26 protein-coding genes and 1 tRNA gene are annotated in these 22,689 nt (G+C 72.3%); 19 read left to right on the forward strand and 8 right to left on the reverse strand.

Annotation, left to right across the window (positions count from 1 at the left end):
• The 12 genes from HPT28_RS11870 to HPT28_RS11925 all read left to right on the forward strand — a co-directional run.
• Positions 1-243, forward strand: a 243-nt coding sequence (locus HPT28_RS11870) for a hypothetical protein (protein WP_219091001.1), incomplete at its 5' end; no start/stop codon positions are given.
• Positions 244-1,203: a complex I subunit 1 family protein gene (locus HPT28_RS11875; protein ID WP_219091002.1), complete on the forward strand. Its 960-nt coding sequence runs from the start codon at positions 244-246 to the stop codon at positions 1,201-1,203.
• Positions 1,203-1,781, forward strand: a complete 579-nt coding sequence (locus HPT28_RS11880; RefSeq protein WP_219091003.1) for an NADH-quinone oxidoreductase subunit I — start codon at positions 1,203-1,205, stop codon at positions 1,779-1,781. Before HPT28_RS11875 ends, HPT28_RS11880 begins: the two co-directional genes overlap by 1 nt.
• Positions 1,778-2,392 (forward strand): NADH-quinone oxidoreductase subunit J, encoded by a 615-nt coding sequence (locus HPT28_RS11885; RefSeq protein ID WP_219091004.1) that lies wholly within the window; start codon positions 1,778-1,780, stop codon positions 2,390-2,392. Before HPT28_RS11880 ends, HPT28_RS11885 begins: the two co-directional genes overlap by 4 nt.
• Complete coding sequence (nuoK, locus tag HPT28_RS11890; protein WP_219091005.1) at positions 2,392-2,811, forward strand: NADH-quinone oxidoreductase subunit NuoK; 420 nt, start codon at positions 2,392-2,394, stop codon at positions 2,809-2,811. Before HPT28_RS11885 ends, nuoK begins: the two co-directional genes overlap by 1 nt.
• Positions 2,808-4,964 (forward strand): NADH-quinone oxidoreductase subunit L, encoded by a 2,157-nt coding sequence (locus tag HPT28_RS11895; RefSeq protein ID WP_219091006.1) that lies wholly within the window; start codon positions 2,808-2,810, stop codon positions 4,962-4,964. The genes nuoK and HPT28_RS11895 overlap by 4 nt, the downstream gene beginning before the upstream one ends.
• A 3-nt stretch (positions 4,965-4,967) precedes the next feature.
• Positions 4,968-6,554: a NuoM family protein gene (locus tag HPT28_RS11900; RefSeq protein WP_219091007.1), complete on the forward strand. Its 1,587-nt coding sequence runs from the start codon at positions 4,968-4,970 to the stop codon at positions 6,552-6,554.
• The gene (locus HPT28_RS11905; protein ID WP_219091008.1) at positions 6,551-8,116 is read left to right on the forward strand and encodes an NADH-quinone oxidoreductase subunit N; all 1,566 of its coding nucleotides are present in this window, start codon (positions 6,551-6,553) and stop codon (positions 8,114-8,116) included. The genes HPT28_RS11900 and HPT28_RS11905 overlap by 4 nt, the downstream gene beginning before the upstream one ends.
• 385 nt (positions 8,117-8,501) lie before the next feature.
• Complete coding sequence (gene htpX / locus HPT28_RS11910; RefSeq protein ID WP_219091009.1) at positions 8,502-9,362, forward strand: zinc metalloprotease HtpX; 861 nt, start codon at positions 8,502-8,504, stop codon at positions 9,360-9,362.
• On the forward strand, positions 9,359-9,769 hold the full coding sequence (locus HPT28_RS11915) for a YccF domain-containing protein (RefSeq protein ID WP_219091010.1): 411 nt from the start codon (positions 9,359-9,361) through the stop codon (positions 9,767-9,769). Before htpX ends, HPT28_RS11915 begins: the two co-directional genes overlap by 4 nt.
• Positions 9,766-10,119, forward strand: a complete 354-nt coding sequence (locus HPT28_RS11920; RefSeq protein ID WP_219091011.1) for a VOC family protein — start codon at positions 9,766-9,768, stop codon at positions 10,117-10,119. The genes HPT28_RS11915 and HPT28_RS11920 overlap by 4 nt, the downstream gene beginning before the upstream one ends.
• A gap of 52 nt (positions 10,120-10,171) precedes the next feature.
• Positions 10,172-10,675: an FBP domain-containing protein gene (locus HPT28_RS11925; protein WP_219091012.1), complete on the forward strand. Its 504-nt coding sequence runs from the start codon at positions 10,172-10,174 to the stop codon at positions 10,673-10,675.
• Between the two features lie 11 nt (positions 10,676-10,686).
• Here the strand turns inward: HPT28_RS11925 and HPT28_RS11930 are convergent, their stop codons facing one another.
• Together HPT28_RS11930 and HPT28_RS11935 are read right to left on the reverse strand one after the other, a co-directional pair.
• Positions 10,687-11,331, reverse strand: coding sequence for a dihydrofolate reductase family protein (locus HPT28_RS11930; protein WP_219091013.1), 645 nt, complete (start codon positions 11,329-11,331; stop codon positions 10,687-10,689).
• A gap of 154 nt (positions 11,332-11,485) precedes the next feature.
• Positions 11,486-11,974: a YajQ family cyclic di-GMP-binding protein gene (locus HPT28_RS11935; RefSeq protein WP_219091014.1), complete on the reverse strand. Its 489-nt coding sequence runs from the start codon at positions 11,972-11,974 to the stop codon at positions 11,486-11,488.
• Positions 11,975-12,159: 185 nt separating this feature from the next.
• On the opposite strand from HPT28_RS11935, the gene HPT28_RS11940 reads away from it, so the two are divergent.
• The 3 genes from HPT28_RS11940 to HPT28_RS26810 all read left to right on the forward strand — a co-directional run bounded on the left by HPT28_RS11940 (position 12,160) and on the right by HPT28_RS26810 (position 13,225).
• Positions 12,160-12,241: transfer RNA gene (locus HPT28_RS11940), tRNA-Tyr, on the forward strand.
• 233 nt (positions 12,242-12,474) lie between these two features.
• Positions 12,475-12,717 (forward strand): hypothetical protein, encoded by a 243-nt coding sequence (locus tag HPT28_RS26805; RefSeq protein ID WP_257578478.1) that lies wholly within the window; start codon positions 12,475-12,477, stop codon positions 12,715-12,717.
• Positions 12,718-12,874: 157 nt separating this feature from the next.
• Positions 12,875-13,225 (forward strand): hypothetical protein, encoded by a 351-nt coding sequence (locus HPT28_RS26810; protein WP_257578479.1) that lies wholly within the window; start codon positions 12,875-12,877, stop codon positions 13,223-13,225.
• 14 nt (positions 13,226-13,239) lie between these two features.
• On the opposite strand, the gene HPT28_RS11950 is transcribed toward HPT28_RS26810, so the two are convergent.
• Positions 13,240-13,788, reverse strand: coding sequence for a hypothetical protein (locus tag HPT28_RS11950; RefSeq protein ID WP_219091015.1), 549 nt, complete (start codon positions 13,786-13,788; stop codon positions 13,240-13,242).
• Between the two features lie 27 nt (positions 13,789-13,815).
• Positions 13,816-14,889: a hypothetical protein gene (locus HPT28_RS11955; protein ID WP_219091016.1), complete on the reverse strand. Its 1,074-nt coding sequence runs from the start codon at positions 14,887-14,889 to the stop codon at positions 13,816-13,818.
• A gap of 240 nt (positions 14,890-15,129) precedes the next feature.
• On the opposite strand from HPT28_RS11955, the gene HPT28_RS11960 reads away from it, so the two are divergent.
• Entirely contained in the window at positions 15,130-15,327 is a 198-nt protein-coding gene (locus tag HPT28_RS11960) for an alpha/beta fold hydrolase (RefSeq protein ID WP_374226957.1), read from the forward strand.
• A 188-nt stretch (positions 15,328-15,515) separates the two neighbouring features.
• On the opposite strand, the gene HPT28_RS11965 is transcribed toward HPT28_RS11960, so the two are convergent.
• Positions 15,516-16,028, reverse strand: coding sequence for a MarR family winged helix-turn-helix transcriptional regulator (locus HPT28_RS11965; protein ID WP_219091017.1), 513 nt, complete (start codon positions 16,026-16,028; stop codon positions 15,516-15,518).
• 147 nt (positions 16,029-16,175) lie between these two features.
• Here HPT28_RS11965 and HPT28_RS11970 point away from each other — a divergent pair, with 147 nt between their 5' ends.
• The 3 genes from HPT28_RS11970 to HPT28_RS27410 all read left to right on the forward strand — a co-directional run bounded on the left by HPT28_RS11970 (position 16,176) and on the right by HPT28_RS27410 (position 20,157).
• On the forward strand, positions 16,176-17,435 hold the full coding sequence (locus tag HPT28_RS11970; protein WP_219091018.1) for an MFS transporter: 1,260 nt from the start codon (positions 16,176-16,178) through the stop codon (positions 17,433-17,435).
• Positions 17,436-17,500: 65 nt separating this feature from the next.
• Positions 17,501-17,917 carry a hypothetical protein gene (locus HPT28_RS11975; RefSeq protein ID WP_219091019.1) on the forward strand — a complete coding sequence of 139 codons (417 nt, stop codon included), beginning with the start codon at positions 17,501-17,503 and terminating at the stop codon, positions 17,915-17,917.
• The gene (locus HPT28_RS27410; protein WP_219091020.1) at positions 17,914-20,157 is read left to right on the forward strand and encodes a tetratricopeptide repeat protein; all 2,244 of its coding nucleotides are present in this window, start codon (positions 17,914-17,916) and stop codon (positions 20,155-20,157) included. Before HPT28_RS11975 ends, HPT28_RS27410 begins: the two co-directional genes overlap by 4 nt.
• A gap of 26 nt (positions 20,158-20,183) precedes the next feature.
• Here the strand turns inward: HPT28_RS27410 and HPT28_RS11985 are convergent, their stop codons facing one another.
• The 3 genes from HPT28_RS11985 to HPT28_RS11995 all read right to left on the reverse strand — a co-directional run bounded on the left by HPT28_RS11985 (position 20,184) and on the right by HPT28_RS11995 (position 22,551).
• Positions 20,184-20,480 (reverse strand): hypothetical protein, encoded by a 297-nt coding sequence (locus HPT28_RS11985; protein ID WP_219091021.1) that lies wholly within the window; start codon positions 20,478-20,480, stop codon positions 20,184-20,186.
• Positions 20,481-20,551: 71 nt separating this feature from the next.
• Positions 20,552-21,214 (reverse strand): NAD(P)H-binding protein, encoded by a 663-nt coding sequence (locus HPT28_RS11990; RefSeq protein ID WP_219091022.1) that lies wholly within the window; start codon positions 21,212-21,214, stop codon positions 20,552-20,554.
• Between the two features lie 47 nt (positions 21,215-21,261).
• Complete coding sequence (locus tag HPT28_RS11995) at positions 21,262-22,551, reverse strand: hydrolase (protein ID WP_219091023.1); 1,290 nt, start codon at positions 22,549-22,551, stop codon at positions 21,262-21,264.
• Positions 22,552-22,689 lie beyond the last annotated feature (138 nt).

The following is a 22,689-nucleotide window of genomic DNA, read 5'->3' on the forward strand; positions in this document are numbered from 1 at the left end:
GCGGCCGACGCGCCGTGGCGCGAGCCGAAGCCCGAGGCCGAGCCGCCCGAGCCGAAGGCCGAAACCGCGCCTGTCGCCGCGCCGAAGCCCGAGCCCGCCGCGCCGAAGCCCGAGCCCGCCGCGCCCAAGGCCGAGCCCGCCGCGCCGAAGCCTGAGCCCGCCGCGCCCAAGGCCGAGCCCGAAGCCGACGCCAACACCAACACCGACGACCGGACCACCGACCGAGAGGAGGACCAGGGCTAGATGGAATTCTTCGACGTGGCGTGGCGGCTCGCCGCCGTGCTCGTGGCGTTTCTGACACTCCCCCTCCTCGTCGGCCAGACCGAGCACAAGGTCATGGCCCACATGCAGGGCCGGGTCGGGCCGATGTACGCGGGCGGCTTCCACGGCTGGGCCCAGCTCGTCGCGGACGGCGTCAAGTTCGCCCAGAAGGAGGACGTCGTCCCGGCCGAGGCGGACCGGCGGATCTTCCGCCTCGCCCCCGCGGTCGCGCTCGTCCCCTACCTCCTCGTGCTCATCGCCATCCCCGTGGCGCCCGACGGAGGGGTCGGGCAGGTCATCGACGCGGGCATCTTCTTCGTGCTCGCCGTCCTCGGCGTCGGCGTGCTCGGCCAGCTCATGGGCGGCTGGGCCTCGGCCAACAAGTACAGCCTGCTCGGCGGCCTGCGCACCGCCGCTCAGCTGATGGCCTACGAGCTGCCGCTCCTCCTCTCCGCAGCGTCCGTGACCATGGCCGCCGGCACGCTCTCGCTGCCGGGCATCCTGGACGCCTGGGAGTGGTGGTGGCTGCCGTGGCAGCTCATCGGCGCCTTCGTCTTCTTCACCGCGGGCATCGCCGAGCTCCACCGCCCGCCCTTCGACGCGCCGCTGGCCCCCGAGGAGATCATCTTCGGCCCGCTCACCGAGTACGGCGGGCTGCGCTTCGCCCTGTTCATGCTGGCCGAGTACGCGGGCATCGTCGTCGTCTCGGCGCTGACCGCCGTGCTGTTCCTCGGCGGCTGGCACGGCCCGTTCTCCGACCAGCTCGGCTGGTTGTGGATGCTGCTCAAGACCGGTGCGCTCAGCTTCCTGGTGATCTGGATGCGCGTCGCCTGGCCCCGGATGCGCGCCGACCAGATCCAGAAGTTCGCCTGGACGGTGCTGGTGCCGCTCGCCCTGTTCCAGATCGCCGTCACCGGTGTCGTGAAGGTGGTGTTCCCCTGATGGGCCTCCCCGGCTCCGGCCTGGCCAAGGGCCTCGCCGTCACCCTGCGGACGATGACGCGGCGCTCGCACACCGCGCACTACCCGGACGTGCAGCCGCACCTGCCCGCGCGCAGCCGCGGCGTCATCGGGCTGTTCGAGGAGAACTGCACGGTCTGCATGCTCTGCGCACGCGAGTGCCCGGACTGGTGCATCTACATCGACTCCCACAAGGAGACGGTGCCCGCCGTCACCCCGGGCGGGCGCGAGCGCAGCCGCAACGTGCTGGACCGCTTCGCCATCGACTTCTCCCTGTGCATGTACTGCGGGATCTGCATCGAGGTGTGTCCGTTCGACGCGCTGTTCTGGTCCCCCGAGTTCGAATACGCGGAGACGGACATCCGAGAGCTCACCCACGAGCGCGACAAGCTGCGCGAGTGGATGTGGACGGTGCCCGAGCCACCGCCGCTCGACCCGGCCGCCGAGGAGCCGAAGGAGATCGCCGCCGCCCGCAAGGCCGCAGACAAGGCCGCGGCCGCCGCCCAGCAGGCCGCGGCCGAGTCGGCGGCGGAGCCGGGCGAGGAGGGGGAGCGCCCGTGAACGCTCCCGGCTTCCTCTCGCCCACCGGCGTCGAGATCGCCTTCGTCCTCACCGGACTGGTCACGCTCGGCGCCGCACTCATGGCCGTCACCACCAAGCAGCTCGTGCACGCCGCGCTGTGGCTCGTCCTCGCGCTGGGCGGCGTCGCGGTGGAGTACCTGCTGCTCACCGCCGAGTTCGTGGCCTGGGTGCAGGTGCTCATCTACGTCGGCTCCGTCGTCGTGCTGCTGCTGTTCGGGCTCATGCTGACCCGGGCGCCCATCGGCCGTTCTCCGGACGCCGACTCCGGCAACCGCTGGGTCGCCCTTGTGGTGGCCCTGGCCGCGGCGGCGACGCTCGTCACCGTCGTCGTCGACGCCTTCGCCACCGCCTGGATCGACGTGGACACCCCGCAGGGCTCCACCCAGGCCGTCGGCGAGGCGCTGTTCCGGCACTGGGTGCTGCCCTTCGAAGCGCTGTCCGTGTTGCTGCTCGCCGCCCTCGTCGGCGCCATCGTCGTCTCCCGCCGCCGGGCGGGCGAGGGGGAGCCGGGGGCCGGTTCCGTGGCCGGGCCCGGGGCCGGTCCGGGGGCCGGTTCCGGGGCGGCGACCGCACCGGAGGAGGAGCGCTGATGCATCTCGTCTACCCCGCCGTGCTCGCCGCGCTGCTGTTCAGCGTCGGCCTGTACGGCGTGCTCGCCCGCCGCAACGCCGTCCTCGTGCTGATCTCCGTCGAGCTGATGCTCAACGCGGTCAACCTGAACCTCGTCGCCTTCGACGTGTGGCTGCGCGACACCCTGCGCGCCGGACAGAGCCTGACGCTCTTCACCATCGCCATCGCCGCCGCCGAGATCGGCATCGGTCTGGCCATCGTTCTGCTCGTGTACCGCAACCGGGCCGGGTCCAACGTCGACCGCCTGCGTGACCTGGCCGAGCCGCCCCCCGGGCCCGGTGACGCCGCCCGCCCCGACCACCCATCCGACGACGCCGAGGAGCACGCCGTGGACAGCGCGGACGCCGCCGGGGCCCGAGGCGCGGGGGCCGCCGCGTGAGCACGACCACCCTCGCCGTCCTCGTCCCCGTCCTGCCCTTCCTCGGTGCCCTCGGCGGGCTCGGCGCCGGGCGCAAGGCGCCCGGCTTCGTCCGTCCGCTCGCCGTCCTGCCGACGCTCACCGCCGCCGTGCTCGCCGTCGTCGTCGCGGTGCGGCAGGGCGGCCGGGCCCCGCTGACCGCCGCCACGGAGCTGACCCCCACCGGCAACGCCGCCCTCCCCGTCGAGCTGGCCTTCAACATCGACGGCACCGCGGTCCTCGTCGCGGTCCTCGTCGCCGTCGTCGCGTCCTGCGTGCAGATCTACTCCACCGGATACCTGCGCGACGACCCCCGCTACGCCTCGTACTCCGCGCTCGTCTCCCTCTTCACCGCCGCGATGCTCCTCGTGGTCTACAGCGACGACCTCATCGTGCTGCTCGTCGGCTGGGAGGTCATGGGCATCTGCTCGTACTTCCTCGTCGGCCACTACTGGGAGACGGCCGCGGCCCGGGCCGCCTCGCTCAAGGCGTTCCTCGTCACCAAGCTGGGCGACGTGCCGTTCCTCATCGGCATCCTCGCCCTCGCCTCCGAGGCAGGGACGTTCCGCATCTCCACGATCGTCACCCGCCTCACCTCCCCGCTCGCCGACTTCCAGCTCGACCACCCCACGGTCATCGCGCTGCTGCTGCTCGCGGGCGTCGCGGGCAAGTCCGCGCAGTTCCCGCTGCACACCTGGCTGCCGGACGCGATGGCGGGCCCCACCCCCGTATCCGCCCTCATCCACGCCGCGACGATGGTGGCGGCGGGCGTGTACTTCGTGGCCCGGCTGCTGCCCGTCTTCACCGCCTCCGCGGCCGCCCTCGTCGTCCTCGCGCTGCTGGCCGCCGTCACCATGGCCGGTTCCGCGCTGGCCGCGCTCGCCCAGGACGACATCAAGCGCGTGCTCGCCTACTCGACCATCGGCCAGCTCGGCTACCTCGCCGGTGCCCTGGCCGTCGCCGACCGGGGTGCCGCCGTCTTCCACCTCCTCTCCCACGGCGCCTTCAAGGCGCTGCTCTTCCTCTCCGCCGGCGTGCTCATCCACGCCGCCGGCACCGGCTCGCTCACCGCCATGGCCCGCGCCGGCGGCACCGCCCGCCGGGTGCCCGACGTCTACTGGACGCTGACGATCGGCCTGCTCGCCCTCGCCGCCATCCCGCCGTTCAGCGGCTTCTTCTCCAAGGAGGCCGTACTCGGGGCGGCCGAGCACGCAGCCCTCGACCCCGTCGACGGCATCCCCGCCGCGGCCGGGTGGATCGTGCTCGTGGCCGGGCTGCTCACGGCCGCCCTCACCGCCGCCTACGCGGCCCGCCTGTGGCTGCTGGCCTGCCGGAGCGAGGGGGCCGCCGCGTTCACCGCCGTGGCGCCCGCCGCCGTCGCCGCGTCGGGAGGGGGCGCCCACGTCGTCACCGGGGCCGGGGCCGGTGCTCCCGCCGACGGCGGCACCCCGGACGCCGAGGACGCCGCGGCGCCCGAGCCCGGCGCCACCGAGGCCCACGCCTGGGCCGTCACCGAGGAGGCCGCCGCCGCGGAGGCCGCCGGAGGGGCAGCCGCCGAGGGCGCGCCCGCCGCCGGGGCCGCCGCCGGGCAGGGCGCCGGAGTTGAGGCGAAGCAGCCGGAGCCCGGGCACACGCACCCGCCGCTCGTCATGACCGCCGTCCTGTGGGCGCTGGCCCTCCCCTCCCTCGCCTTCGGCCTCTTCTACGACTGGCTGCCGCACTGGCTCGGCGGGGGAAGCCTCGGCCCGACGCTCGTCACCTCCGTCCTGGCCACCGGCGCCGCCGCCCTCGGCGCCGCCCTCGCCTGGGGCGCGTGGCGGCACGCCGTCACCTACGGCGCCGTCGACCCCGGGCCCGTGCTCCTCGGGCCGCTCCACCGCGCCGCCGTCGACGGCTTCCACCTCGACGTGCTCTACCAGAAGGCGTTCGTCACCCCCGTCCGCGGCGCCGCCACTCTCGTGCGCTTCCTGGACCGCGAGGTCATCGACGCCTACGTGCGCGGCGCCGGGACCACGACCAACTGGCTGGGCCGGGCCGTCCGGCTCGCCCAGACGGGCAACGTCCAGACCTACCTGAGCGCCCTGCTCGCCGGCTCCATCGTGCTGGCCCTCGCCGTCGTCCTCGCCGGAGCGTGAGCCGTGATCACCCTCAACGACACCGTGCTGCAGTACCTCCTGGCGGCCGTCGTCGTGCTGCCGCTGCTCGGCGCCGGCGCGGCCCTGCTGCCCGCCCCGCCCGGCCTGCGCGGACGCGGCCCCGAGCAGGCCGTGCTGCGCCACGGCGTCACCGTCACCGGCCTCGTCCTCGCCGCCGCCCTGGTGCTCGCCGCGGGCTTCGACTACGACCGGGCCGAGGACATCCAGGGCGGCACGGACCTCTCCTGGATCCCCGCCCTCGGCATCCGGCTCCACCTCGGCGTCGACGGCATCTCGCTCCCCCTCCTCGTCCTGACCGCCCTGCTGACGTTCCTCTGCGCGCTCTACAGCTACCGGAACCCGCCGAAGGGACCGAGCCCCACGGCGTTCGTCGCCCTCCTCCTCGTCCTCGAAGCCGGCACGCTCGCCACCTTCGCCGTGCTCGACCTCGTGCTGTTCTTCCTCGCCTTCGAGATGGTGCTCATCCCGATGTACTTCCTGATCGCCCGCTGGGGCGGGGAAGGCCGCGCGCGGGCGGCCTGGAAGTTCATCCTCTACACGCTCGTCGGCTCCGTCGTCATGCTGCTCGGGCTGCTGCTCGTCGGCCGCAGCGCGGGCACGTTCGACATGGTGGCACTCGCCGCCGACAACGGCTCGGGGATCAGCCACACCACCCAGATCATCGCCGTCCTCGCCCTCGGCGTCGGCTTCGCCGTGAAGACGCCGATGTGGCCCCTGCACACCTGGCTGCCCGACGCCCACACCGCCGCGCCCACCGTCGGCTCCGTGCTCCTCGCCGGCGTCCTGCTCAAGATGGGCACCTACGGCCTCGTGCGCATCGTCCTGCCCATCGCGCCCGAGGGCGCCGCGTACTTCGCGCCCTACCTGGCCGCCTTCGCCGTCGTCGGCATCCTCTACGGCTCCCTCGCCTGCCTCGCCCTCGTCCGCCAGGGCGGCGGCGGCGACCTCAAGCGGCTCATCGCCTACTCCTCCGTCGGCCACATGGGCTTCGTCCTCCTCGGCATCGCCACCCTCACCCGAACGGGTGTCAACGGGGCGCTCTTCGCCAACATCGCCCACGGCCTCGTCACCGGACTGCTCTTCTTCCTCGTCGGCGCCCTCAAGGAGCGCACCGGCTCCACCGACCTCGACGCCCTCGCCCGCAGCGCCGAGGGCGGCCGGGGCGCCGGGCTCTACGGCCGCGCCCCCCGCTTCGGCGGGCTCCTCGCCTTCGGCGCCGTCGCCTCCCTCGGGCTGCCGGGGCTCGCCGGGTTCTGGGGCGAGATGCTCGCCCTGCTCGGCGCCTACCACCCCGCCGACGGGCTCAGCCGCCCCGCCTTCCTCGTCTTCATGGCCCTCGGCGGCCTCGGCACCCTGCTCACCGCCGCCTACCTGCTGCTCGTCGTCCGGCGCGTCTGCATGGGCGAACGGCAGCCCGAGACCGCCGCCCTCCCGGACGTCCGCGGCTACGAGTTCGCCGCCTGGACGCCGCTCGTCGTCCTCACCGTCCTCGCCGGACTGTGGCCCGCGCTCCTCCTCGGGCTCACCGACCCGGCCGTGCAGAACCTCCTGCCGGGAGTCGCCCGATGACCGACCTCGCCACTCTCGCCGCCGGCGCGACCAGCGCCGCGCAGCAGGTCCAGTCCGTCGACTGGGTCGCGCTCGCCCCCGTCGTCGTCACCGCGGGCGTCGGGCTGCTGCTCCTGCTCGCGGACCTCTTCCTCGCCGAGCGGCACAAGCACCTGCTCGGCTGGGCCGCGGTCGCCGGGCTCGGACTCGCCGCCCTCTCCCTCCTGCCGCTCCTCGGCGACGACCGCGCCACCTTCTGCCTGACCGACGAGCCCACCGTGTGCAGCTACACGGCCGACGGCTTCGCCCTCGCCATCCAGTTCCTCGTGCTCGGCGGCGCCCTGCTCACCGCGCTGCTCTCGCTCACCACCGTCGCCGACAGCAAGCTGCCCCCCGGCGAGTACTGGTTCCTGCTGCTCTCCTCGGCCGCCGGGGCCGCCCTGCTGCCCGCCGCCCGCGACCTGGCCACGCTCATCGTCGCTCTCGAGGTCGCCTCGCTGCCCGTCTTCGGGCTCATCGCCCTGCGCCGCGGCGACCGGCTCGCCTCCGAGGCCGCGCTCAAGTTCTTCCTGTCCTCGGTCGCCGCCACCGCCGTCAGCCTGCTCGGCATCAGCTTCGTCTACGCCGCCACCGGCAGCCTCCACCTCAGCGCCGTCGCCGAGGGCCTGCGCGACGTCGACCCCGCCCTGGCCGTCCTGGCCCCCACCGGCGTCGTCCTCACCCTCGTGGGCTTCGCCTTCAAGACCGCCGCCGTCCCCTACCACTTCTGGGTACCCGAGACCTACGTCGGCGCCCCCGTGCCCGTCGCCGCCTACCTCTCCGTGATCGGCAAGGCCGCCGGCTTCTCCGGGCTCATCCTCGTCACCGTCTACGCCTTCCCCGCCTACGGGGACACCTGGGGCCTGGTCGTCGCCGTACTCGCCGCGCTCACCATGACCGTCGGCAACGTCGGCGCCCTCCGGCAGCGGGCCGACGTCCCGCACAGCGCCGTCCGGCTGCTCGCCTGGTCCTCCGTCGCCCAGGCCGGCTACCTGCTCGTGCCCATCGCCTCCGCCGCCTACGCCGAGGACCCCGGCCGGGCCGTCGGTGCCACCGTCACCTACGCCCTCATGTACGCCGTCGTGAACCTCGGCACCTTCGCCATCGTGCTGCGCGTCCACCGCACCGGGCGCGACGGCACGCCCCTGCCCGAGGGCAGCGCCGGCGGAGCCCGGGTCAGCGACTTCCGCGGCCTCCACGCCGCCCACCCCCTGACCGCGCTCGTCCTCGGCTTCTTCCTCCTGTGCCTGGCCGGACTGCCGCCCGGCGTCATCGGGCTGTTCGCCAAGGTCACCGTGTTCGCCGCCGCCGTCGACGCCGACCTCGGCTGGCTCGCCGTCGCCATGGCCGTCAACGTCGCCATCGGGCTCGTCTACTACCTGCGCTGGACGGCCGTCCTCTTCCGCGCCCCCGCCGGTGCGCCCGTCCGGATCGCCCGCCCGGCGCCCGTCGGCCTCGCGGTCGGCCTCACCGCCGTCACGGCCCTCGCCCTCTCCGGCGCCCCCCAGCTCATCCTCCGCTTCGCCTCCGGGGACCTGCTGTAGACCCTTCTCATCCGGGGCCGGTCCAGTCGGACGTGATGTGCTCGCTGGACTGGCCCTCCCGACCCGGCCGAACCCGTACGCGTCGGCCTGGTCGGTGGTCGACCGTCTCCCAGGTCGCCACCTGGACCGGAACCGTCTCCGAACCCGGCAGGTCGGTCGCCGCCCTGTCGTGGACGTCGCGCGGACGCGGCGGCCGATCGCGCGGGCGCGGCGGCCGATCGCCCGGCTGCGGCGGCCGATGTAGATGTACCGCGCACCGGTTCTGCCAGCGGCGGGGAACCCGGGGTGGCCGCCTCGCGTTGTGCTCACAGGGAAGGTCCACTGGAGGGCGGTGGAGACGCCACCCGCGCAAGGATCCCCCGATGCACCACCAGGAGGGCGTACCGTGCACCGCCGACACAACGGCATGAGGACAGCTGTGCTGCTCGGGGCGCTGTCCGCACTGATCATCGTCATCGGTGGCCTCTTCGGCCGCACCGGCCTGATCGTGGCGCTGTTCGTGGCCCTCGGCACCAACGCCTACGCCTACTGGAACAGCGACAAGCTCGCGTTGCGCGCCATGCGGGCCCGTCCGGTCAGCGAGTTCCAGGCCCCGCAGCTCTACCGCGTCGTGCGGGAGCTCTCCACCGCCGCCCGGCAGCCCATGCCGCGGCTCTACGTGTCGCCGACGCAGGCGCCCAACGCCTTCGCCACCGGACGCAACCCGCGCAACGCCGCCGTCTGCTGCACCGACGGCATCCTCCGCCTCCTCGACGAGCGCGAGCTGCGCGGCGTCCTCGGGCACGAGCTGAGCCACGTCCACAACCGCGACATCCTCATCTCCTCCGTCGCCGGGGCGCTCGCCTCCGTCATCGTCTTCCTGGCCAACTTCGCCTGGCTGCTCCCCATCGGCCGCGACGACGAGGAGGGCCCCGGGCTGGTCGGCATACTGATGCTGATGATCCTCGGGCCGCTCGCCGCCTCCCTCATCCAGCTCGCCGTCAGCCGTTCGCGCGAGTACGAGGCCGACGCCGCCGGCGCCCGGCTCACCGGCGACCCACTCGCCCTCGCCTCGGCCCTGCGGAAGCTGGAAGCCGGCACGAAACAGCTCCCGCTTCCCCCCGAGCCGCGCCTCGAAACCGCCAGCCACATGATGATCGCCAACCCCTTCCGCCGCGGCGAGGGCATGGCCAGGCTCTTCTCGACGCACCCGCCCATGGCGGAACGTATCGCCCGTCTCGAACGCATGGCAGGCTGGCGCCCGTGAAGACCATCCTCAACGTCATCTGGCTCGTCCTCAGCGGCTTCTGGCTCTTCCTCGGCTACCTCGCCGCAGGGCTGATCCTGTGCATCACGATCATCGGCATCCCGTTCGGCATCGCCTCGTTCCGGATCGGCGTCTACGCCCTGTGGCCCTTCGGCTACTCCGCCGTGGAGCGCCCTGACGCCGGAGCGCCCTCCATGATCGGCAACATCCTGTGGCTCGTCCTCGCCGGCTGGTGGCTCGCCCTGAGCCACATCGTCGCCGGGGTGGCCCTGTGCGTCACGATCATCGGCATCCCCTTCGGAATCGCCAACTTCAAGCTGATCCCCGTCTCCCTGATGCCCCTCGGGCGCGAGATCGTCCGCGACGACACACCCTTCTCCCACCCCTACGGAGGCCACACCCGATGACCGTCCGCCGCGTCGTGCCCGACCTCCACACCCACGCCATGGCCGAGCACCGCGACTTCTACGGCCTCCTCGGGCTGGAGGAGGTCATGAACCTGGACTGGGTCATGACCCTCGCCTCCCCGAGCAATCCCTCCGCCCAGCTCATCTTCATCCGTGAGGAGGAGTCCGCGCCCGTCGTGCCCGACCTCAGCATCGAGGTCGAGGACGTCGACGCCGTCCACGCCGCCGTCGTCGCCTCCGGAGCCGAGATCGTCCACCCGCTCACCGACGAGCCCTGGGGAGTCCGCCGCTTCTTCACCCGCGACCCGCACGGCCGCGTCGTCAACGTCCTCAGCCACCCCAGGGCCTGATCAGCGGAAATTCGGGCGACCGCAGGTCCTGCCGTCGCCTACCGTCCCCGGAATGGACCCACTCACCGAAAAGGACATCCGCACGAGCTTCGTCAACTGCAGCAAGGGTGAGGCCAGCCGGCTGCGGCTGCCGACGGGCTTCCCCGACACCCCCTGGGAAGACCTCGACTACCTCGGCTGGACCGACCCGACGGCACCGCAGCGCTCCCTCATCGTCATGCCCGGCGCCGGAGGCCCCCTCGGCATCCTGCTGCGCAGCGCCACCGGCAAGCCCACCGGCGCCGTCAGGTCCAGCATGTGCCAGATCTGCCTCACCGGGCACGACCTCGCGGGCGTCCGCCTCCTCGTCGCCCCGCGCGCGGGCGCCGCCGGCCGTCAGGGCAACTCCGTCGGCCAGTACATCTGCGCCGACCTCGCCTGCTCCCTCTACCTCCGCGGCAAGCGCCAGCCCGCCCTGCGGCTCGTCCGGCACCCCGAGTCCCTCACGCTCCAGGAGCGCGTCGACCGCGCCATGGCCAACCTCACCGCCTTCGCCGCCAAGGTCACCGCCCGCTGAGCCCGCCTGGCCTAACGGCGCCAGAACAGGTGGTGCACCACCCCGCTCGGGCTGGGCACGACCTCCAGGTGGAACCGGTCGAGCAACTCCTCGGGGGACTCCCACAGGCGCACCCCGGACCCGAGCTCCACGGGCGCCACGGCCACGTGCAGCGTGTCGACGAGATCGGCGTCCACGAACTCCCGGATCGTGGTGACCCCGCCCCCGAGTCGGACGTCCCCGCCCTCCGCCGCCTCGCGCGCCCGCTTCAGGACATCGGCCGGGTCCCCGGAGACGAAGTGGAACGTGGTGTCCGAGAGCGTGAACGAGGGCCGCTCGTGGTGCGTCATGACGAACACCGGGGTGTGGAACGGCGGCTCGTCACCCCACCAGCCGCGCCACTCGTGGTCCTGCCACGGCCCGCGCTGCGGCCCGAACTTGTTGCGGCCCATGATCTCGGCGCCGATGTTGCGCGCGAAGTCCCGCGTGAAGTAGTCGTCCAGCCCACGGCTCCCGCCGGGGTCCGTCCGCCCCGGCCAGCTCGCCGTCGCCCCGGCCCACGCGAAGAGCTCACCCGGGTCGACGTGGCCGAAAGGGCGCTCCAGGCTCTGGTCTTCCCCGGCGGCGATGCCGTCCCGCGAGACGCTGAAGTTCTGCACCCGCAGAAGCTGTGTCACGGCTTCCTCCTCTGCTGTCGATGACAGTGAGAGAGACTCCCCGCCGGGGCGAAACTCATCGCCGCCCCGCCGAGCAGCACGCGACGGGGGCCGCCGTCGGGACGCCCCCGGCGACAACGCCCCCGTTGCGCCCTGCCCGCGCGGGAGCGGTCCGTCAGCGGTAGTTGACGAACTGGAGCGCGAAGTCGAAGTCCTTGCCCTTCAGCAGGGCGATGACCTCCTGCAGCGCGTCCCGGCTCTTCGAGCTCACCCGGAGCTCGTCACCCTGCACCTGCGCCTTGACGCCCTTCGGCCCCTCGTCACGGATGACCTTGGCCACCTTCTTCGCGTTGTCCTGGGAGATGCCCTCCTGGATCGAGCTGAAGATCTTGTACTCCTTGCCCGACGCCTGCGGCTCGCCCGACTCCAGGGCCTTCAGCGAGATCCCGCGCTTGACCAGCTTGGTCTCGAAGATGTCGAGGACCGCCTTCGCGCGCTCTTCGGAGTTGGCACGGATCTCGATCTTCTCGCCCGACCAGGCGATGCTCGCTCCCACGCCCTTGAAGTCGTACCGCGTCGAGATCTCCTTGGCGGCCTGGTTGAGGGCGTTGTCGACCTCCTGCCGGTCGACCTTCGAGACGATGTCGAAACTGGAGTCGGCCATCGTTGGTTGGCTCCTCGTACGTAGATCCGGTTGGGACGACGGCCCGCCCTACGGCGTCCGCGCCCGCCCAGCCTAGCCCTGTCGCCCCCTCCGGGCCGCTGATCAACCGAGTGGCGAAGCACCCCCACCCATCAGGTATGGTTTACCCCGTCGTCGAGGAGCGCGACTCCGGACGGCGAACCCCAGGCGGTGTGCCCGAGTGGCCAAAGGGAGCAGACTGTAAATCTGCCGGCTCAGCCTTCCTAGGTTCGAATCCTAGCGCCGCCACAGGAACGCAAGAGGCCCCTGACCTGCATACAAGCAGGCAGGGGCCTCTTCGTGTCGGTGCCCACGGGAGTGCCGGACTGTCTCACCCCGTCCCGTTCGATCACGTCCTCTACCAGTGGTTCTGGACGAGCCGTGGACGGGCGTCGGGTGGGTGACCTGCACCTATGGGGCATGCGTGGGGCTCAGAGGGACGGCGTCCCCCGCTCCCCCAACCGAGCGGAGATTTCAGCCGCGTGGTGGACCTCCACTCCAAGAGTCTCACGCTCGCCCAGCACCGCGAAGTCCTGGCGCTCTCCGACTGGCTCGCGCTCCTGGTTGGCTGCGTCGAGTACGACATGGGCAACCGCCACGGCGCCGAGTCAACGCGCCGGGCCGCGCTCTCACTCGCCACTGAGACCGGCCACGGCGACCGAGGTATTGTCGCCGCCGCGCAAGCTGGCGCCAAACGTGCCGCGAACCACGGTGTCGCCGTGTAGCGGGCTCCGCAGGAAGCGAAGGCATGGGCCCGCGTTGGGGACCGCCGACAGGCCGAGGTGGCGCTCGACCGTGGTCGGCGCCTCTTGGAAGGCATGCTCTTTTCAGAGAACCTGGACGACCACTTCGTCGCTGCCCCGGCGAGGTTCGACTTACGCGATGGACTGCTATCGCCTCGTCGGTGAAAACCGGCTTGCCCGCAACCTCGCGGAACAAATCCTACGCGACGGCACCGACTTCGACGGTACCGAACGCTCCCCGATGCGCAACGCTGAAGCCCGCGTCACCCTCGGAGTGACTGCAGCGCGGAGTGGAGACCTTGAGCAAGCGCTCGTGCACGGTCAGGGTGCTCTGACGGGCGCACGGCAATCCACCCTCTCTTTGGTAATGGCAAGTCGTGAATTGTCGGTGACTCTTAGATCTCATTTTGGCGATGATCCAGCAACGGTGGATTATCTCTCGCCTCTTCGTGAGCTTGGAGAGGAAATCGAAGGTTCCATGCGCGCCTGAAGGCTGCTTGGGGGTCAATGCAAGGAGTGCCCACTGGTTCGATCGACAACCGTAATTGGTGTTGCATCGTGACCAGAAGTGCCATCATGATCGGCGACGTCGATCAAGAGGCGGAACAACCAAATCAGACGAATGGCTCGCAGTGCGCCAAGCAAAATCAAAGCCTGAACCACCCAGCCGAGCCATCCAAGCTCCCTTCCTGAGTCCGCGATCATGATAAGCAGGCAACCACCGGACACGGATACCATGGACGTCAGAATGCTGACCCAGTTTCTGCGCAGACTGGGACCGAAGCGTTGCCGTAGAAATGTCATGCGCTGCCCCGAGTTCGAGGCGTACTGACTGATCGCCGCTGCTCCAAACCCCCCAACGATAGCAGCAACCGAGGCAACGGCGGCGTAAATGTTCATCCGCTGCCCGGCCGGATGCTCGGACAGGGCATGGTGGTTCAGCCAGAGAGCGCTAAGCAAAGTGGCTAGGGCCGCAACAAATAGGTCCGTCGATGGATGTTCGCCCCAGATATCGTGTAGCCGCCGACTAGCACGCGCCGCCCATGCGCTCATGTCTGCCCCCTCCGACTGCTTGGCAGCCTAGGGCACAGCACTGACAGCCTCCCGGAGCTCGCGCTCATGCTGCGAGGCGACGTCCAAGACTGCGTGTACGGCAGCTTCGTACCAGGGGGCGTGACCCTCGCTCCTCCTGAGCGTGACGGTCTTGCGGGAAGTGATGTGGTCCGAGACGAAGTTGATCCTGTCCTCTGCCAGGCTGCCATCTGAAGATTCGAGGGACACATGGGCAATGGCGCGATCAACCGACCCGTCTGGCCCAATTAGGCTTCCGAACTCGGACATGAAGCGCTGTACGTCTTCCCTGAGGCGGCGCTCGCCACGCGCACGCGAGGTATCGCGACCGAAGCGGCGCTGCTTTGGGACTTTGATGGTGAGTGTGATCAATGCATCGGGATTGCACCTGTGGGCATCGCGCGAGAATTGACCCAAACCGCCAGAATCTGCCGGGAACATCGTGGGGCCGGGCATGAGGCGCATCTCGAAAAGGTGGACAGCTTCGGCGTTGTTGATTTTTTCCCAAGCATTTTTTCCGACGAGCGGCCTAATTGCCAAGTCTTCGGCGATTCCTGAATCCATGCTGTTGAGCCACCTCTGAAGTGCAGTGGGTCGAGGGGCCGAGGCACTGCTTTGAATGGCTCCGATTACGTTCCCGAATGGCAGGAAGCAAACGATCGTTGTATCAACGATGTGGCGATTTCCCTCAAGTTGCAGGTCGTCGATACGTCCATGATCCCAGTCAACCTGCTGAACATCGCCGTCGCGGAGGCGGGCCAACACCAAATGGTGGGTTCCGTGCATTTCGATGGGTTCTCCGACGTATACATCCTCGCCGTCTGTGTACCGACGCTGTCGCATCCCCAAATGCGCAAGGTTCCTGAGCACCGTAGGCCATTCTAGGTGACGCATGCGTGGGTCGCCGGCTTCCTTGGGCCGGACAACCTCGTAGAAAGCAACGGTCTTTTTGCGGCCAGCGCTACTCAACGGTAGCCACCCCCCGATGGGTTGATGCCCGTCCATGCCTTGCGCGACAGTATGCCGCCATGCCTGCGTTACTTCCAGTGAATGAATCATCTCTGTGGGTGTCCAGTCGGTCATGCTAGCCGAAACCGTTCAAGCGTTCGATAATCTTCCCTGGGGCGGACCTGATCGCAAGGGTGGTGCTCTTGCGGCTTGACTCAGGGCAAGGTTCCAGGGCTGTTCCGCATGAACTTTTCGAGCGCGGCGTCCCGCGACTAGATCCAGGAGGTCCGCCACGCGTCGGGATACGCAACAGGATTCACGGCGAGCATCAACTGGTACCGGAACCTTGACCGCAACTGGCATCTCCTGGCGGACGTGGACCCGGTCATCCGGCAGCCCGCGCTCATGGTCTATGGCGACAGGGACTTGGTCCAACGGGGTGAGAACCTGGGGGATTTCGTGCCCAACGTGGAGGTGGTCAGCCTTGATTGCGGTCACTGGATCCAGCAGGAGAAGCCGGAGGAGACGAACCAGGCGATTCTGACGTGGCTGGAACGGCAGGACGCCGGCTGACCGCGACATGACGGGACGGTTCGTGGGAAGTGGCCGTCCCGCTCAACCGACAACGCGTCGCCGAGGCGGAACGGCGCGGCCCGGTGGGGGACGCCCGGGTGAGCCGCGGCGGACGCGCGCTCGTCGCCCGGCTCCACGGCATCGGCCTCGCCGGGTCCGCGGGCCGGGATGCCGGTTCCCGGTGGGGGTCAGGCGTTCCGGGTGTCGTCGGGCGGGGGCAGCGCCGCGGTGAGCCGGCGGAGGAGGTCCGCGAGGTGCGCCGCCTCCTCGTCGTCGAGCCCGGCGAGGAGGCGGCGCTGGTTGTCCAGGTGGACGGCGATGAGCTCGTCGGTCAGCGCCGCGCCCGCGGGGGTGAGGGTGATGAGGCGGCCGCGGGAGTCTGCCTCGTCGACGGTGCGGGCGACGAGGCCGCGGGCCACGAGCCGGTCGACCCGCTTGGTGATCGCGCCGGTCGTGACGACGGTGGTGCGGCTGAGTTCGCCGGCGGACAGGGTGTAGGGCTCGCCGGCGCGTCGAAGCGCGGCCAGCAGGTCGAAGTCGCCGCTGCCCAGCCCCGCGTCGGCGAACGGCGGCCGCAGGCGCTGGTCGAGGGTGGCGGTGAGCCGGAAGAGCCTGCCGACGACCAGCATCGGCGTCGCGTCCAGGTCGGGGCGCTCGCGCTGCCACTGGTCGACGATCGCGGCGATGGCGTCCGGCTGCATGCCTTCACTGTATCTTCCGCGGATGATAAATATCTTCCATGGAAGATATGCGCGTGCTCCACGCGTCCCCGCCCGTCGTCCAAGGTTCCGACGCCGCCCGCCACCCCGCTCTCATCAGCACGTGCGCCTGTTCGAAGCGAGGGCCCGGTGAGCTCGACCGCACCTGAGGCGGGCGCGTCCGCGCGCCGCCGGCTCATCGCCGCGAGTCTGGTCAGTTCGATCGGCAACGGCATCTACGTGCCGTTGACCATGCTGTTCGTCCTCGCGCTCACCGGGCTGTCCCTGACCTCGATCGGCACCGGCCTGACGGTCGCCGGGCTCTGTGCGCTGGGCTTCATGCCGGCCGCGGGCATCCTCATCGACCGGTTCGGCGGGCGGCAGGTCCTCATCGGCGTGCTCGCGCTGCGTGCGATCGGCTTCGCCGTCTACCCGTTGGCCGACTCCTATCCCGCCTTCCTGGTGATCGCCCTGCTGGTGGCGGTCGGGACGTGGGCCTCCGGGGCCAGCCAGCACGCGCTGATCGGCGACATCGCCCAAGGTGCCGAGCGGGACCGGCTCCTGGCGTGGGACCGCAGCCTGCGCAACGCCGGAATGGGGTGCGGCAGTCTGGCCACGGCCGGCATGCTGGCGTGGAACGACACCATCGGCTTCATCGTGGCGGCCGAGGCTCTGGCCGGGCTCTTCGCCCTGGCCGCGGTACTGGTCGCCCGCATCCCGAACGTCCGCGGTGACGTCGCACGCCGCCCCGAGGCGCGAGGAGGGTACCGGCGGGTCCTCGCCGACCGGCCCTACCTGCTCATCACGACGGCCAACTTCCTGATCGCCTTCGGCTACACCGCCCAGGCCATCGCCCTCCCGGTGTTCCTGACGCGTGACGTCGCCCTGCCGGACGCCCTGGCCGGGCTCGTCTTCGCGGTCAACACCGTTCTCGTCGCCGTTCTCGGCGTGCCCGTCGCCCGCCTGACCCTGCGCGGCCGGCGGACGCGCACGGCCGCGCTCGGCGCCGTCGGCTTCGCGCTCTCGTTCGCCGCGTTCGCCGCGCTGCCCCGGCTCGTCGGCGGTCCGGACGCCATCGTCGCCGTCCTGGCCGTCGCCGTGCTCTACACCGCCGCCGAACTCGTCCACTCCGCGCCGTCGCAGGGCCTGTCCGTCCAGGCCGCGCCGGACCACCTGAAAGGACGGTACCTGTCGGCCTACCAGCTCTCCTGGTCCCTCTGTAGCACCATCGCGCCCATGCTGCTGGGGCTGCTGCTCGACGCGGGGGAATGGCACCTGTGGGCGGTTCTCGCCGTCATGGTCCTGGCCGGCGCGGCCATCCTGCTGCGCGCCGAACGCACGCTCCCCGCCCATACGCTCACGCCCCGGGCCCCGGCCGCCACCCCGACGCCGCGGAAGGTCGCCCGATGACGGGGCGGGGGCCGGGGAACTAGGGTGACGGGACGTCAGGCAGGGCGTGGGTGAACGGGGGCGGAATGGACGCGCAGATCGTCGAGTTGGCGCGGGCCGCGGGGACGGCCGTCGTCGGGGCGCTGGCGACCGAGGCGTGGCAGTCGGCGCGGGACGGGCTGATGGGGCTGTGGCAGCGGGTGCACCCGGAGCGGGCCGAGGGCGTCGGGGCGGAGCTGGCGGCGTCCCGGGACGAGCTGCTGGCGGCCCGGGAGGCCGGGGACGAGCTGGCCGAGGAGGAGCTGCGCACCGAGTGGCAGGCCCGGGTCCGGCGGCTGCTGGTCGAGCGCCCGGAGCTGGCGGACGAGCTGCGGGTGCTGTTGGACGAGCTGCGGCCCGCGCAGCCGGAGCAGGCGGGGACGACGGTGACGTTGAACGCCACGGCGTCCGGGCGGGCCCGGGTCTACCAGGCGGGCCGCGACCAGCGCGTCGGTGAGGGATGAGCGAGGCGCTGTACGGCCGTGCCGTGGGGCAGGGCCGGGTGTACCAGGCGGCCGGGGACCAGCACATCGTCGAGCACCACCATCACCACCCCGCCGGGCCGGGCCCGATGCCGGACTCCGTGCGGGTGCCGACGGTGGGGCGCACGCCGCCCGCCCTACGGGACCGGAACGACGTGCGGGCCGCGTTGCGGGAGGCGGTGGCGCCGGGCGGCTCGGGGGTGCACGTGCTGTTCGGTATGGGTGGGTGCGGGAAGACGAGCATCGCCCACGCGCTCTTCCGGGAGGTGGAGCGGGAGCAGGCGCGGGACTGCTTCTGGGTGGGCTGTGCGGACCGGATGACCCTGCGTTCCTCCATGCTGGCCGTGGCGGCCGAACTGGGCGTGCCCGAGGGCATGATCGCGGCAGCGGCCGAGGGGCGGCGCCCGGCGGCGGATCTGGCGTGGGCGGCTCTGGAGGGGGCTTCGCGGCCCTGGCTGCTGGTGCTGGACAACGCCGACGCCCCGGAGATCCTGGCCGAGGGCGGCTGGCTGCGGGCGGCCCGCCGGGGGACGGTGGTGGTCACGACGCGGCAGGGGACGTCGCCGGTGTGGGCCGGGGCGGTGCGCCACGCGGTGGGCGCGCTGCCGCTGCCGGACGCCGCGCAGGCGCTGTGCGACCTGGCGCCGGAGGCGGGCGGGCCGGAGGAGGCGCGGGAGATGGCGCGGCGGCTGGGCTGTCTGCCGCTCGCGCTCAACCTGGCCGGGACGTATCTGGCCCAGCAGGTGCTGGAGCGGTGGACGATGAGCGAGTACTGCAGTCGGCTGGAGCCTGACCCGACGGGGCTCCTGGACCGGGGCGCGCGGCCCGGGGCGCCGGACGGCCAACTGGCCGGCGGCACGTGGCGGCTGTCGTTGGACGCCCTGGCCGCCGAAGGCCTGCCAGGCGCGGTGACGCTGCTGCGTCTGCTGGCGTGCTGGGCGGCGGAGCCGCTGCCGTTGCCGCTGCTCGCGGCGGCGGCCGGGCATCCGGCGACCGCGGGGGTCCGGGTGGAGCCCGCGCTGCGCGGGCTGCTCGACCACTCGCTCGTCGCCCTGGCCACGGCGCCCGGGGCGGGCTCGGCCGAGCCCGCGCGCTGCGTGCTGGCCCACGGGGTGCTGCTGGACAGCGTGGCGGCGGGCACGCCGCACGGTGAGCGCGCGCGGCTGCTGACGACGGCGGCCGAGCTGCTGGACGCCGCGTTGCCGGCGGGTGCGGGCAGCGACGGGGATCGGGCGACGACGCGACTGCTGGCCCCGCACGCGGCCGCGCTCCTGAAGCGGGCCACGGTCCACGCGGAGCCGGCCGAGCCGTCGGGCGAGTCAGCGGGGGAGGCGTCCGGCCGGGCGACGGGCCGGGCGGCCGACGAGCCGGGCGTCATGGACGCCGCCGAGGTGGTACGGAAGGTCCTCGGGCCCGTGCTGCGCGTCGCCCGGCTCGCCTACCGGGCCGGTGACTGGCCTGCGGCCCTGGCGCTCGCGGACGCGGCGGCGCGGACGGCGAGACGGGTGCTGGGCGAGCGGGACGCGGTGACGCTGGAGGCGGGGCTCGCCGCCGGGCCCGTGCTGCTGCGGCTCGGCCGGTACGCCGAGGGCGCGGAACGGCTTGGCCGGGTGCGGCAGGGCTGCGTCGAGGTGTTCGGCCCGGATGATGTCCGCACGCTCGACGCGGGCTTCGAGCTGCAGCGGCTGCTGCACCGGCTCGGGCGGTGGGACGAGGCCCGCCCGCTGCTGGACGAGGTGCTCGCCGGGCGCGCCCTGCTCCTGGGTCCGGAGCACACCGACACGCTCAAGGCCCGCTGCGAGCTGCTGGAACTCCGGGCGGCGCAGGGTGATCACGCGGGGGCGGAGGCGGCGGCCGCGGAGCTGGTGGGGGAGTGCGAGCGGCACCTGGGGGCGGGGCACCTCGTCACCGTCTGGGCCCGGGACGCGTATGCGAAGGAGCTGTTGCGCCAGGGCCGAGCGGAGGCGGCGGTCGGCCTGCTGCGATCGGCGCTGGCGGGGCAGCGCGCCGGGTACGGAGAGGGACACCCGCTGGTGCTGGGGGTGTCGATCGCGCTGAGTCGGGCCCTGTACGCGTTCGGTGAGACGTCCGAAGCCGTTGCGCTGGCCCGTGAGGTGGCGGAGGGCCGCGCGGCGATCCTGGGCGAGGACCACCCGGAGACGGCGGCGGCGCTCGCCTGGCTGGACCTCGCCGCCGACGGGGGTGACGGCGCCATCGGATGACGGCCGTCGGCCCGGCTGTCGGGACGTCAGGTCACGTCCTTCTCCTCGGCGGGTTCGAGGATCCGTGTGCGGGGCGGTCCGGTGAGGGAGGAGGACCGTTCCTTGTCCGGCCAGATCTTCGTACGCATGGTGTTGAGGAAGCCCTCGGCCTGCTCGACGGTCGGGAAGTCGAGGTCGATGACGACGGCGGCCGGGTCGTCGACCGGACGCTGGACGCGGTAGTGCCGGACGCCCGCCTCGCGGCGCAGCTCGGCGTTGCGGTCGAACTGCCTCTTGAAGAGATCGAAGTCGGTGACCGGCGCCTCGATGTGGAGAGTGGTCATGGTGCCCTCCTCGGGGAGGCTTGCACTTTCCATGCTCGTACGGCCGAGGAGGGCTGTCCAACCGCGTCGGCTCAGGCCGGCAGGGTGGCGGTGACGGCGGCGGGGACCGGGGTCTCGCCGCTGACGAGGCCGAGGGTGAGGCCCGCCGTGCGGGGCTCGTCGAGGAGCGCGGCGAGAACGGCGGCCACGTCCTCGCGGGGGACCTCGGAGTGGGTGACGTCGGCGCCGAGCCGGACGCGCCCGGTGCCGGGCTCGTCGGTGAGGCGGCCGGGGCGCAGGATCGTCCAGTCCAGGTCGGTGCGGGCCCGGATGGCGGCGTCGGCGGCGCCCTTGGCCCGGAGGTAGGCGGCGAAGACGGGGTCGGTGCCGGGCGGTGGTTCCTCGTCGACGCGCAGGGCGGAGACGACGATGAGGCGGCGGACCCCGGCCCGGGCACAGGCCTCGGCGAAGAGTTCGGCGCCCGCGCGGTCCATGGTGTCCTTGCGGGCGGCGCCGCTGCCGGGGCCCGCACCGGCCGCGAAGACGGCGGCGTCGGCGCCGGCGAGATGACCCGCGACCTCCGAGGCGGTGGCCGACTCCAGGTCGCAGACGACGGGTTCGGCGTGGGCGGCCCGGACGGGGTCGGCGGCTTCGGGGCGGCGGACCAGGCCGACGGCCTCGTCCCCGCGGGCGGTGAGCAGCCGTTCCAGCTGTACCGCGATCTTTCCGTTTCCTCCTGCGATGACTGTACGCATGGTCCCGACCGTACGGCACCGGGATGTCGGAGGGGTCAGCGCAGGCGTCAACCCTGGGCCTGGCGCGGGAGATCGAGGCCGTTGGCGTCGGCGGCGTCGCAGAACTCCCGTACCGCGCTGGTGCGGGCCACCACGCGCCCCCGGTGCACGACGACGCGGCTGTACCCGAGCGACAGCACACCCGAGACGGTCTGGCCCCGGACGGCGAGCAGCTCGGCCGGGAAACCCGCCTCGACCCGAACCGGGGGAAGCCCGAGGGTGTGCCGGGCGGCGGCGCTGACGGCGGCGTAGGCGGTGTCGGGGTCGGCCTCGGCGGCGGAGGCGAGCAGGAAGGCGGCCTCGAGGGGGTCGCCGCGGCCGACGGGGTTGGCGGTGTCGCGCAGGGCGCCGCTGCCCGCCGCGACGTGGACGCCCGCCGCGCGCAGCAGCCGCAGCGGCGCCCAGCCCGCCTTGCCGGGGCCCGGGTTGCCGGGTTGGCCGGATGGGCCGGAGCCGCCCTCGTACGCGCAGCCGCCCTGGGGCAGGGTGACGACTCCGACCCCGGAGGCGGCGAGCCGTTCGGCGAGCTGTCGGGCGACGTCCTGCGGCAGTCGGGCGAGCCCGCGGCAGGGGCCGATGGTGACGCGGGGCCGCAGCCCGCCGGCCATGGTGGCGAGCCGGGCGAGGCGGACGGGCTCGGGGGCGCCGGTGTGGAGGTCGACGGGCCGGCCGTGTTCGGCGGCGAGTTCGAGCACGGCCTCGGTGTGCCCGGCGGGGTCGGGGTCGAGGTCGGGGCAGCCTCCGACGACGTCCACGCCCATGCGGACGGCGTCCCGCAGGAGGGCGAGCCCGTCGGCGCCGGCCATGCCGGTGAGGAGTCCGGGGACGGCGACGACGCTGAGCTCGGTCAGGCCGCGCAGGGCGCGCCGGGCGCCGAGGACGGCCTGTAGGGGCCCGAGCCCGGTGACGTCGCCGACGCGTACGTGGGTGCGGATGGCGGTGGCTCCGTGGCCGAGCTGGAGGAGGGCGGCCTGTGTGGTGCGCCGCTGGACGTCGCCGGGGTCCTGGGAGGGCGGGCCGGAGGCGTCGGCGGTGAGCGCGTTGTCGTGGTGGGCGTGAGGCTCGGCGGGGGCGGGGAGGAGGAGGTACCCGGTGAGGTCGACGCGGGTGCCCCGGTCGCGGGGGACGGTGTCGGCGAGGCTGCCCGCGGTGCCGACGGCCTGGATGTGGCCGTCGGTGATGCGGACGTCGACGGTGCGCCCGTCGGCGAGGCGGGCACCGCTGAGGAGGAGGGTGGCGCCGTCGTGGTCGGTGCCGGTGCGGCCCTCGTCGGGCCCCTGAGGCTGGCTGTCCGGCATCGGGCTCCCACTCGGTGACGCCCCGGCGGGGTGCGGGGCGGGGCGTGTGTGGACGTGGAACGTGTGGCCCTGGCTCCCGGCGGGCCGGGGCCTGCAGACTGGAGACGTGCAAGATCCATCCGAGCGTAGGACGCGCTC

It is taken from the genome of Streptomyces sp. JJ38 (assembly GCF_019303475.1).
In the GTDB taxonomy this organism is placed as follows: domain Bacteria; phylum Actinomycetota; class Actinomycetes; order Streptomycetales; family Streptomycetaceae; genus Streptomyces.